The sequence below is a fragment of the Streptomyces sp. NPDC027962 genome (assembly GCF_055566095.1).
In genome coordinates this window covers 20,186-31,841 of sequence record NZ_JBVHTA010000024.1, presented here as the reverse complement: position 1 = coordinate 31,841, position 11,656 = coordinate 20,186, and the positions used below count along the sequence as shown (strand labels likewise).

At 70.1% G+C, this 11,656-nt stretch carries 9 protein-coding genes; 4 read left to right on the top strand and 5 right to left on the bottom strand.

The annotated features are described in order from the left end of the window. Positions 1–14: 14 nt before the first annotated feature. Positions 15–1,547: a flavin-containing monooxygenase gene (locus ACZ4SA_RS22235; RefSeq protein ID WP_468277177.1), complete on the bottom strand. Its 1,533-nt coding sequence runs from the start codon at positions 1,545–1,547 to the stop codon at positions 15–17. A gap of 68 nt (positions 1,548–1,615) precedes the next feature. Then, positions 1,616–1,747, bottom strand: a complete 132-nt coding sequence (locus tag ACZ4SA_RS22230) for a hypothetical protein (protein ID WP_468277175.1) — start codon at positions 1,745–1,747, stop codon at positions 1,616–1,618. A gap of 247 nt (positions 1,748–1,994) precedes the next feature. On the opposite strand from ACZ4SA_RS22230, the gene ACZ4SA_RS22225 reads away from it, so the two are divergent. Together ACZ4SA_RS22225 and ACZ4SA_RS22220 are read left to right on the top strand one after the other, a co-directional pair. Then, a complete protein-coding gene (locus ACZ4SA_RS22225; protein ID WP_468277173.1) occupies positions 1,995–4,148 on the top strand; it encodes a SpoIIE family protein phosphatase in 2,154 nt (717 codons plus the stop codon). A gap of 217 nt (positions 4,149–4,365) precedes the next feature. Continuing rightward, positions 4,366–4,527: a hypothetical protein gene (locus ACZ4SA_RS22220; RefSeq protein WP_468277170.1), complete on the top strand. Its 162-nt coding sequence runs from the start codon at positions 4,366–4,368 to the stop codon at positions 4,525–4,527. A 30-nt stretch (positions 4,528–4,557) separates the two neighbouring features. Here the strand turns inward: ACZ4SA_RS22220 and ACZ4SA_RS22215 are convergent, their stop codons facing one another. Continuing rightward, positions 4,558–5,208, bottom strand: coding sequence for a TOPRIM nucleotidyl transferase/hydrolase domain-containing protein (locus ACZ4SA_RS22215; RefSeq protein WP_468277350.1), 651 nt, complete (start codon positions 5,206–5,208; stop codon positions 4,558–4,560). Positions 5,209–5,494: 286 nt separating this feature from the next. On the opposite strand from ACZ4SA_RS22215, the gene ACZ4SA_RS22210 reads away from it, so the two are divergent. Together ACZ4SA_RS22210 and ACZ4SA_RS22205 are read left to right on the top strand one after the other, a co-directional pair. Continuing rightward, a complete protein-coding gene (locus ACZ4SA_RS22210) occupies positions 5,495–7,714 on the top strand; it encodes an NADP-dependent isocitrate dehydrogenase (protein ID WP_468277168.1) in 2,220 nt (739 codons plus the stop codon). A 208-nt stretch (positions 7,715–7,922) separates the two neighbouring features. Next, on the top strand, positions 7,923–8,351 hold the full coding sequence (locus tag ACZ4SA_RS22205) for a pyridoxamine 5'-phosphate oxidase family protein (RefSeq protein ID WP_468277166.1): 429 nt from the start codon (positions 7,923–7,925) through the stop codon (positions 8,349–8,351). A gap of 96 nt (positions 8,352–8,447) precedes the next feature. Here ACZ4SA_RS22205 and ACZ4SA_RS22200 read toward each other — a convergent pair whose 3' ends face one another. Further along, positions 8,448–9,374: a glutamate ABC transporter substrate-binding protein gene (locus ACZ4SA_RS22200; RefSeq protein WP_468277163.1), complete on the bottom strand. Its 927-nt coding sequence runs from the start codon at positions 9,372–9,374 to the stop codon at positions 8,448–8,450. 188 nt (positions 9,375–9,562) lie between these two features. After that, positions 9,563–11,641 (bottom strand): neutral/alkaline ceramidase, encoded by a 2,079-nt coding sequence (locus ACZ4SA_RS22195; protein ID WP_468277161.1) that lies wholly within the window; start codon positions 11,639–11,641, stop codon positions 9,563–9,565. Positions 11,642–11,656: the final 15 nt, after the last annotated feature.

The following is an 11,656-nucleotide window of genomic DNA, read 5'->3' as shown; positions in this document are numbered from 1 at the left end:
GTGGCAACCGCCGGTCAGACCCGCACGTCCCCCGGCCGGCGTACGCGGTCGGCAGGAGTGGGTGCGAGCGTTCTGTGCAGGTTGGTGCGCATCGTCGTCGCGGCGTCGAGCACGTAGTTCTGCCTGACCTGCCACGGGCCGCGGTCGCCCTGGCGGGGGAAGGCGTCGATGGCGCGCTGGACGTATCCGGAGGCCAGGTCGAGCAGCGGGCGCTCGTTCAGTGTGGTCGTCGGCCGCGGTTCCACGGCCGCGTAGTCGTTGTGGCGCATGTGGTTGAGCACCTTGCACACCAGCCGGGAACTGAGGTCGGCGCGCAGGGTCCACGAGGCGTTGGTGTAGCCGATGCACATCGCGAAGTTGGGGACGCCGGTCATCATCGCGCCGCGCCACACGAACTGCTTGTTGAGCTCCACCGGTTCGCCGTCGACGTGCGGAGTGATGCCGCCGAAGGCCAGCAGCCGCAGTCCGGTGGCGGTCACGACCACGTCCGCCTCCAGGACACGGCCCGACCTCAGCCGGATGCCCTCCGGGACGAACCGGTCGATGTGGTCGGTGACGATCGCAGCCGCACCCGTCTTCAGCGCCCTGAACAGATCGGCGTCGGGGACGGCGCACAGCCGCTGGTCCCACGGGTTGTAGGTGGGCGTCAGATGGTCCTCGACCAGCCGGTCGTCCTGGACGATGCGCTTGTTGATCGCTGTCAGCAGGCGTCGCGCCGCCTTCGGGCTGCGCCGGCAGAACTGGTAGAGGCCGAGGGCGAAGAGGATGTTCTTGGTCCGCACCAGCCGGTGCGCAGCGCCCGCGGGCAGTACGGCGCGGATGCCGTCGGCCAGCCTGTCCCGTGACGGCAGCGAGCCGATCCAGGTCGGCGTGCGCTGGAGCATGGTGACCTGCGCGGCGCTCTCCGCCATGGAAGGCACCAGAGTGACGGCGGTGGCGCCGCTGCCGATGACCACCACGCGCTTTCCCGCGTAGTCCAGCTCCTTCGGCCAGAACTGCGGGTGCACGACCGGGCCTTCGAACGCGTCGATTCCCGCGAACTCGGGCGCGTGCCCCTGGTCGTAGTCGTAGTAGCCCGCGCAGCAGTACAGGAAGTCGCACGTCAGGGTGGTCAGGGTGACGCTGCCGTCCGCACCGGTGCGCTGGAGGGTCAGGGTCCAACGGGCCGTCTCGGTCGACCAGTCGGCGCCGAGCACCTTGGTGCCGTAGCGGATCCTGCGGTCGATGCCGAACTGCGCGGCGGTCTCCTCGATGTAGCTCAGGATCGACCTGCCGTCGGCCAGCACCCTCGCGGCCCGCCACGGCTTGAACGGGTAGCCCAGCGTGAACATGTCGGAGTCGGAGCGCACGCCCGGGTAACGGAACAGGTCCCATGTTCCGCCCATGGACTGCCGCGCCTCGAGGATCGCGTACGAGCGCTCCGGGCACTCCGTCTGGAGCCGGTACCCCGCGCCGACGCCGGACAGACCGGCGCCCACGACGACGACGTCGATGTGCTCGGCGGGGGCGTCGGAGCCGGCGGTGAAGGTGTCTGCGGTGTGCGTCATGTTTCCCATTGTCCGGAACTACGTTCGGTAAGATTTGACCTCGCGGTGAGTGGCGCAGCCCGACGCCCTCAGCGTCGCGGCGGAAGGCCGGTTTCGTGAGCGATCACCACGCAGGCACCCACCACGGGCACCACGACCACGAGCGCCACCAGCACCACTTGCACGGCCGTGTCCTCGGACACGCACAGCACGGCGCCCATGCCCACGACGACCCCATGCCCACGACCACGGTCATGAGCCTCGGCTCACCACAGGCGCGTCACCGCATGCGTGCCCTTGGGCAGGCCACCGCCAGGCGCAGCCAGGGCCGGGCCGCGGGCGCCGAGGCTGCCCGAGTTGTCCGGAACCGGCAGTTGAGCGGGCAGCGGCGCGGGAGCATGCTGGGAGTGCCGGGAGCGGTTCCTGGGACAGCGTGCGGCGCGGTGCGAAAGGGCGAGTGGAGACCCGATGGCCCAACAGGTGACCGGTCGGCCGGACGACGGCGGCGCCGGGCCGGAGTCGGCGGTGCCCGGCCGTGAACTGCAGCGGCGGATCCTGGAGCAGTTGCCGGTCCCCGTCATGTTCTTCGACCGGAGCCTACGACTCGTCGCCGTCAATGCGGCAGCCGCCAGTGCGGCGGGCAGGCCGAAGGAACAACTGATCGGTCTGCGGCCGGGCGAGGTGGTGCCGGGCGTTTTGCCCGAAGGCGCGGAAGGCCTCGAAAAGGCCGTCGAGCAGGTGATGCGGACCGGTGAGCCCCGGACCTACGAGACCTGCCCGCGTCCCGGCGTGACCTGGCCGCCCACCGGCGGCAGCCCGGAGCAGGCGCGGGTGGCCGTCCTGTCCCCGGTGAAGGACGACACGGGCGCGGTGCAGGGTGTGGCCGTGGTTTCGCAGGACACCACGGAGCAGTACCGGGTGCGGCAGCGCATGGCCGTGCTCAACGAGGCCAGCCGGCGTATCGGCAGCACGCTCGATCTGCGCCGTACCGCGGAGGAACTCGCGGAGCTCGCCACGGAGAACTTCGCCGACTTCGTCGCCGTCGACCTGCTCGCCCCCGTCCTTGAGGGCGAGGAAGGACGGCCGGTCGGCGGTACGGACACCATCGTCTTCTGCCGGGCGGGACAGGCGTCCGTGCTGCCGGATTGCCCGGAGTCGATGGTTCCGCTGGGGGAGACGCACTCCTTCGACCGCGACTCGGCCGTGGGCCGCGCCCTGGCCATGGGGAAGACGGCGAGATACCCCGTCGACGAGGAGGTCCTGCGCAACTGGACCGGAGCCGACCCGCAGCGGATCCGCAGCATGCGTGACCACCGGGTCCACTCCGCGATCGTGGCACCGCTCCTGGCCCGCGGCACCACCCTCGGCATGGCCGTGTTCTGCCGCCACCGCACTCTGGACCCGTTCGACGAGCACGACCTGCAACTGGCCGCGGAACTCGCCGCCCGCGCCGCCGTGTGCGTCGACAACGCACGCCGCTACACCCGCGAGCGCGCCACCGCCCTCGCCCTGCAGCGGAGTCTGCTGCCCCGCCGGACGGCACGGCAGCGGGCGGTGGAAGTCGCCTCCCGCTATCTGCCCAACACCACGGGCGCCGGCATCGGAGGGGACTGGTTCGACGTCATCCCGCTGTCGGGGGCCAGGGTCGCCCTCGTCGTCGGCGACGTCATCGGCCACGGTGTGCAGGCATCGGCGACCATGGGACGTCTGCGCACCGCCGTACGGACCCTGGCCGAGGTGGACCTGGCTCCGGACGAGCTGCTCACCCAGTTGGACGACCTCGTCCAGAAACTGGACCACGAGGAGGCGGGGGACGCCGCCGACAGCTGGCCCGTCGCGGGGGCGACCTGTCTGTACGCCGTGTACGACCCGGTCGCGGGGCGCTGCACCATGGCGAGCGCCGGTCACCCCGAGCCGGTACTCGTCCGGCCCGACGGCGCCTCGCCCCTGCTCGGTCTGCCGAGCGGTCCGCCCCTGGGCGTCGGCGGGCTGCCGTTCGAAGCAGCGGAGTTCGAGCTGCCGGAGGGCACCCTGCTGGCCCTGTACACCGACGGCCTGACCGAGGCCCCTGGACCTGACGTCGACACCTCGCTCGCGCTGTTGCGCAAGACCCTCGCCCGTACGCCGGCCTCGCTCGAGGAGACCTGCGACACCGTCATGGACGCCATGCTGGTCGAGCGCCCGCCCGACGACGTCGCCCTGCTCCTCGCCCGCACCCACCGGCTCGACGCCCACCGCCACGCGTCCTGGGACCTTCCCGCCGATCCCGCGGTGGTCGCCGACGCCCGCAGGCACGCCTCGGCCCAGCTGGAGGAGTGGGGCCTGGGCGACGCCGCCTTCACCACCGAGCTGGTCGTCAGCGAGCTCGTCACCAACGCCATCCGCTACGGCGGCGATCCCATCCGGCTCCGTCTCATCCGGGACGCCTCGCTCATCTGTGAGGTGTCCGACGGCAGCAGCACCGCGCCCCATCTGCGCCGGGCCCGGATCTTCGACGAGGGCGGCCGCGGCCTGCTGCTGGTCGCGAGTCTCACCGAACGCTGGGGGACCAGACACAGCCCCTCGGGGAAGACGATCTGGGCCGAGCAGGCCCTCCCGGAAGCAGACGCGACCACTCCGTGAGACACGTCCTGACCCGGATCCTCGTCGCCACCGGCGACCCGGATCGGATCGTTCTGCGAGGTCACAGCGGTGCAGAGGGGTTCGCGGGGCCTCGGGGCGGGAGCGGGGGAAAGGGGTGCCGACAGGAGCGCACACCCCACCTCCTACACTCGGTCACTGCTCTCGGCCGTCACCGATGGCGGCACGAAGCGACCCCTGGGAAAGGACCCTGTTCGAGATGAGTTCCGCAGACCGCACCGAGGCACCGATCTACGCGGACCTGGTGGACGAGCGGGGCGACGTGCCCGCCGACGTCCGACGCACCGCCGAGGAGACGCTGCGCGAGATGGGGCGGATTTTCGACTTCGGCGACGGTATGGCCACCGCGGGCCGCCGTTAGGGGTCTGCCCGGCCTGGTCGACCGTTCCGGTCAGACCTGGTCGAGCAACCGGAGCAGCGGCCCCGGTACCCGGCCGGGGTCCAGTTCCTCGACCAGCATCCGGGCATAGTGGATCTTGCGTCCGCTGTGGGTGCCCATGAAGCGCCGCAGCTGCTTGTGAACGGTCCGCTCCCGTTGTGCGGGCTGTTTCTGGAAGGTACGGAACGACCGCAGATCGCCCTGGGCGGCGAGGACCCGCTCCACGGTGTCGGTCCCCAGGGCCCGCAGGAGCTCGTCCTCGAGGTCGGCCTCGCAGACCTGGAAGCCGCGCCGTTGCAGCGCGTCACGGTCAGGGTGGGACCCGAGGCCCGCTCGCTCCAGGGCGCGCCGGAAGAAGCCCTCTTCCGCGGCGTCGCACAGCCCCGCGGACTCGACGTCGAGCCCTCCTTTGCCGACCAGCTCCAGGAAGCGGCCGATGTTCGTCGCACCTCCCATGGGGACGACGGAGACGCCTTCCGCGTCGAGATCGCGTCCCTGGTGAAGCGCCAGGGCTTCCACCGCGGCCCTGTCACTGCGGCCCTCGACGAGCACGATCGTGCGCAGTCCGGCGGCCACGGCCTCCTCCTGCGCGGCCGCCGCCGCGGCCGCGCCGCCCGATCCGCCGGCCGCCCACGCGACGACCGTCGAGCGCAAACTGTCCATGCTCATGACGTCCACGGGGCCGGAGCCTACGCGTGCCGAGCCCGTCGGCCCACCGCTTTACGCCGTCGCGACGCCCCGCTGCAAAGCCGCGGCGATCCCAGTACCGCCACCGCGATCCCCGTCCTGCCAGGCCCGCTGCACCGACACGACGACCCTGACGGCAGCCCCCGGAACACCCGGCCGGGCCGGCTTGGTCCGCCCCGGGGCAGGGCCCTGTCGAGTGGGGAGCGATCACGGGATATCTTGATGTCGAGCAATGTTGCAGACGTGGAGAGCGGAGCACCCGGTGACTGACTCGACCATCATTTACACGCACACTGACGAGGCGCCCGCCCTGGCGACGTACTCGTTCCTGCCTGTGATCCAGGCGTACGCATCGACGGCCGGTGTCACCGTGGAGACCCGTGACATCTCGCTCGCGGGACGGATCATCTCCCAGTTCCCCGAGTACCTCGAAGAGGGCCGGCGCATCGACGACGCCCTCGCTGAGCTCGGGGCCCTGGCCAAGACGCCCGAAGCGAACATCATCAAGCTGCCGAACATCTCGGCCTCCATCCCGCAGCTGAAGGCCGCGGTCGCCGAGCTCAAGGAGCAGGGCTACGCGCTGCCGGACTACCCGGACGACCCGAAGACCGACGAGGAGCGCGACATCCGCGCCCGTTACGACAAGGTCAAGGGCAGTGCCGTCAACCCGGTCCTGCGCGAGGGCAACTCCGACCGCCGCGCCCCCGCCTCGGTCAAGAACTACGCCAAGGCCCACCCGCACCGCATGGGCGCGTGGACCGCGGACTCGAAGACGAACGTCGCCACCATGGGCGTGGACGACTTCCGCTCCACCGAGAAGTCCGCGGCCGTCGCCGAGGACGGCGCCCTGCGTATCGAGCTCAAGGGTGACGACGGCACCACCACCGTGCTGCGCGAGTCGGTCCCGGTCCTCACAGGTGAGGTCGTCGACGCGTCCGTCATGCGCGTCGCCGCCCTGCGTGAGTTCCTCACCGCCCAGGTCGCCCGCGCCAAGGCGGAGGACGTGCTGTTCTCCGTGCACCTGAAGGCCACGATGATGAAGGTCTCCGACCCGATCATCTTCGGCCACGTGGTACGCGCCTTCTTCCCGAAGACCTTCGCCCGGTACGGCGAGGCGCTCGCCAAGGCCGGCCTCACGCCGAACGACGGCCTCGGCGGCATCTACAAGGGCCTCGAGGCCCTGCCCGAGGGCGCCGAGATCAAGGCCTCCTTCGACGCGGAGCTCGGCGAGGGCCCTGCCCTCGCGATGGTCGACTCCGACCGCGGCATCACCAATCTGCACGTGCCGTCCGACGTCATCGTCGACGCGTCCATGCCGGCGATGATCCGCACGTCCGGCCACATGTGGGGCCCCGACGGCCAGGAGGCCGACACCCTCGCGGTCCTGCCGGACAGCAGCTACGCGGGTGTCTACCAGGTCGTCGTCGACGACTGCCGCGCCAACGGCGCCTTCGACCCGTCGACGATGGGCTCCGTGCCGAACGTCGGTCTGATGGCGCAGAAGGCCGAGGAGTACGGCAGCCACGACAAGACCTTCGAGATCCCCACCACGGGCACGGTCCGCGTCGTCGACGCCGCCGGCAACGCGGTGCTGGAGCAGGTCGTGAGCGCCGGCGACATCTTCCGGATGTGCCAGACCAAGGACGCGCCCATCAAGGACTGGGTCAAGCTCGCCGTCACCCGCGCCCGCGCGACCGGCGTCCCGGCCGTGTTCTGGCTCGACGAGGGCCGCGCGCACGACGCGCAGCTGATCCAGAAGGTCAAGACCTACCTGGCCGAGCACGACACCGAGGGCCTGCAGATCGAGATCATGTCTCCGGTCGAGGCGACCGCGTACTCCCTGGAGCGCATCCGCCGCGGCGAGGACACCATCTCCGTCACCGGCAACGTGCTGCGCGACTACCTGACCGACCTGTTCCCGATCCTGGAGCTCGGCACCAGCGCCAAGATGCTCTCGGTCGTCCCGCTGATGAACGGCGGCGGACTGTTCGAGACGGGAGCCGGCGGCTCGGCCCCCAAGCACGTGCAGCAGCTCGTCAAGGACAACTACCTGCGCTGGGACAGCCTCGGCGAGTTCCTCGCGCTGGCCGTCAGCTTCGAGCACCTCGCGACGACCACGGGCAACGCCCGCGCACAGGTCCTCGCCGACACGCTCGACCGGGCCACCGGCACCTTCCTCAACGAGGACAAGTCCCCGAGCCGCAAGCTCGGCGGCATCGACAACCGCGGCAGCCACTTCTACCTGGCCCTGTACTGGGCCCAGGAGCTGGCCAAGCAGACCGAGGACACCCAGCTCGCGGAGGCGTTCGCGCCCCTGGCCAAGACGCTGGGCGAGCAGGAGCAGACCATCGTCGACGAGCTGATCGCGGTGCAGGGCTCCCCGGTCGACATCGGCGGCTACTACCAGCCGGACCCCGCGAAGGCCTCGGCCGTCATGCGCCCGTCGAAGACCTTCAACCAGGCTCTGGCGACCCTGAGCTGACGCTGACAAGATCTCGGGCGGCCCGCCGCCCCCGCACCGCCCCGGCCGGCACTTCTGCCCGGCCGGGGCGGTCGTGTCAGCGGCCGCGATCGAGTCTGTCCGGCCGGGGCGGGAACACGGCGCGGCGGGGCTGCTGTTGACACAGGGGAGGAGAGCCGGACGGGCGCCGCCCGCCCGGCGGGCGGCCGAACCCTACGAAGGAGTCACTGTGGCGCTCACCCGTGAAGACCGCGAGAAGTTCCTGGCAGAGCCGCATGTCGCAGCACTCGCGGTCGATGCCGGCGAGGAGAACCGGGCGCCCCTCACGGTGCCGATCTGGTACCAGTACGCATCCGGCGGCGACATCTGGATCATGACCGGCCGCGACTCCCGGAAGGCGCGGGCGATCGCCTCCGCCGGCCGGTTCTCGCTGATGGTCGACCGCGTGGAACCAACGGTCCGTTACGTCTCGGTCGAGGGCCCCGTCGTCGAGACGGTCGCCGCGACCCGGGAGCAGCTGGTGGAGATCTCGGCGCGCTACCTGGAACCGGAGAAGGTCGAGCCCTACGTCGACTTCGCCTGGAAGCACCACGGTGACCAGCTGGTCATCCGGATGCGCCCGCAGCGCTGGGTCAGCTCGGACCTGGGCGAGGTCTGAGGGAGCGCGGTCCGAGCGGCCGCGGGGGGCGGCTCGGACCGATCGCACGCGGTCCGAGCGGCCGGTGTGCCGATGCGCACCGCCCGCCGGCCGGCGTCAGGGGCGCAGCACCATCGGCGGACCCACGTAGTGGGAGCCGGACAGGCCGAGCGTCGCGTCGTACGCCATCTTGTAGTCGCCGTTCTCGTCGTGCGCCACGATGGCGTCGGAGACGGCCTCGCGGAGGGCCTTGTCGCCCTTCGCCATGCCGATGCCGTACGGCTCCTCGGTGAACGGGCGGCCGACGACCTTCAGCTTGTCCGGGTGCTGGGCGGCATAGCCCTTGAGGATGGCGTCGTCCGTGGTGACGGCGTCGACCTCGGACTCGAGCAGCAGCTTGACGCACTCGGTGTACTTGGTGGTCTCGACCGTCGTGGTGTTGTAGTCGGGCTTCTTGATCTCCCGGAGCGCCGTCGAACCCTTGGCCGAGCAGACCTTCTTGCCCTGCAGGGAGAACGGCCCCGCGATGGTCCTGTCGTCCTCGCGGATCAGCAGGTCGGCGCCGGCCATGTAGTAGGGGCCGGCGAACCCGACCTTCTTCCTGCGCTCGTCGTTCATGGTGTACGTGCCGACGTACAGATCGACCTCGCCGCTGGAGATGGCCTCCTCCCGGACTCCGGTGTCGACCGTCTTGAACTCGATCTTGTCGGTGGGGAAACCGAGGTCGGCCGCGACCATCTTGGCGATCTCGATGTCGAAGCCGGAGCGCTTGCCTGTCTCGTCCTCGAAGCCCAGGAACGGCTGGTCGTTCTTCGCTCCGATGACCAGCTTGCCGGCCGCCTGCGCCTTCTGCAGGGTCGGGGAGTCGATGTCGACGTCCTTCGCGACCTTGTAGGTCGGCAGCTTCGGAAGGTCCCTGGCGTCCGCGCTGGTCGTCGTCGGCCCGTCACCTGAAGTCTCGGAGTCGCCACCGCAGGCGGTTGCCGTGAGGGCGACGGCGAGCACGGTGACAGCCGCGGTCGCGGCGGACTTGTAGGCCTTCATGGTGCGACATCCTTCACTCGATTTTGCGAGGAGGGTAAGGAGTTGCAGGGCTCAGCGTCATTACATCTGAGCAGAACTTGAGCATTACATTCCGGAAACGGTCGGGTGTGCACCGGTCATTTGTGCGAGTGCACGGTGGTTGCATGCATGCGCACCCGGTGTGCAGCCACCGGGTGCGCCGCCCCCCGTCAGCCGACCGTGAACGTCCCCGTCGCCCCGCTGAAACCGGTGATCCTGCCGAGGAGGCTCTTCGCGTCACCCCGGTGCACGATCCGGTACGTGCCCGCCGGTGTTCCGGGCGCGATCTTCCAGGTGACCACGGCCTTGGAGGTGCCCGTCAGGCCGTTGAGCCGGACCCAGCGGTACGTGGTGTCCCAGTCGCCGTCGTTGAGGTGCCGGACCCAGGCGCCGTTCACCTGGCGCTGCACCTCGAGGAAGGTCCCGTTGCGATGCAGATCGTTCTTGGGATGCCCGGTCACGAACTCGGCCGTCACCGTGGCTCCCCGCGCATAGGAAGCCGCGGGCCCGCTCAGTACGTCACCGAACTTCTTGCCCGAGGGCGGGTTGTCCATCACCACACCGGTCTGCAGAGAGACCTGCCGGTTCGACTGGTCGGGCGGCGTCGGGCCCTGGCCGACGGACGTTCCGTCCCGCAACGAGGCGGCGAGGGAGGCGAATTCCTGCTGGTGCGCGGGCAGTGTGTGACGTCCGTAGAGCGTCGAGCCGCCCTCGTAGTGCTGCAGGTCGTACTCCTCCGGCGTCGTCACGTACTGGCTGTAGGCGTTCGCATAGCCCTGCATCAGCACGTTCTCGAGCGGCACGCCCAGTTCCTCGGCGACCGATCGGCGGATGCGCAGCCCCGAGACGATCGTGTATTCGGCGGGCCCGGCGACCAGGTAGAACTGGCCGATCTTGACGATCTGCAGGGGCAGGATCGTGGGCGTCGTCGGCGTCACCGCGTTGACCAGCCCGGTGGGCACCAGACTCGCCTTCGGATACTGGCAGCTCACCAGCCACTCGGGCGGATCGATGTCGAACGGCTTCAGCAACGCGGCCACCGGGCTGTTCATGCCCTCGGTGAAGCCGGGGATCGCGGGTCCGTCCTCGACGCTGCCCGCGAGGGTCGAGGCGCCGACCACGGCAGGGCAGGTGCGGTGCTCCTTGCCGTCCGGGGTGTACTTCCCGGCGACGGTGACCCCTTCCATGTTCACGTACCGCAGGCGGGAGTCCACGCTGCCGCTGACCGGGGTGGCCGCGTCGGCGTAGATCTCCTGTGCCTTACGGAACTGCCGGTCGCCGATGATGCGGGTGTTCTCGAACTCGTCCTCCGTCGGCCCCGAGCCGGGCTTCAGATTCAGGTTGGGCGACATGTCGCCGGCGTTGGTGTTGGGAAACGCGGCGACGAAGCCCTCCCGGTTCTCGAGGTAGCGCACGCCCTCCTTGTCGTGCTCCCACTCGTACGCTGCATAGCCCTTGTTGTCCGGGCTGAGGAGGGTGTTCTTGTTCGTGAGCGACGTGTTGTGCGTGGCGAACCAGCTGATGGCGCCGATGTCGCTGTCGCCCTGCCGGAAGCGGAGCACCGTCATCGCGGGGTCGATGGCGCCCGGGAAGGCCGCCTTGTCGCGGGCGGGATTCTTGTCGAACGCGGTCCTGGAGCGGTTCACGCTCGCGTTCGTCAGCTCGCCCCTGCCCAGCGTGATGGTGCCCGGCGCGAGGTCCTCGTGCGCCTCGGCCACCGACTCGACGATGCCGTCGACGATCGCCCGGTAGGTGTCCTTCTGGAAGCCGAGCGAAGCCAGGTTGTACGCCAGGTGGTGCGAATGGCCGCCGGAGCCCGCGTGGGTGTGCGTCGCGGCGAGCAGCACGTTCTGCTCGCCGTAGAGCGAGCCGTAGCGCTCGCGGAGCTCGGCGAGCACGCCCTGGCGCACGGACTGGAAGATCATGGCCAGGTCGGCGTTCACGTACACCACCCTGCTGCCGCCTGGCCGGTCCGCCACGATGAACGCCCGCGAGCGCTGCCGTTGATGGATGCCGCTCGCTTTCTGGTCGAAGCTCGAGTAGCCCATCATGCCGACTTCCGCGGCTTCCCCGGTGACGTCGGAGATGCCCCGGCCGACGAGATAGGTCGTCGGCTCGGCGGCCGCCGCCCCTGCCGGAGCCGCGCCCGCGGGGACGGCGCCGGGCACGGCCGCCAGGGTCAGCGCGCCGAGCGATCCCGCCAGCAGCAGGGAGAGCGCCTTCGCGCTCGAACCGGGGAACAACCGCATGTCCACTCCCTCGTA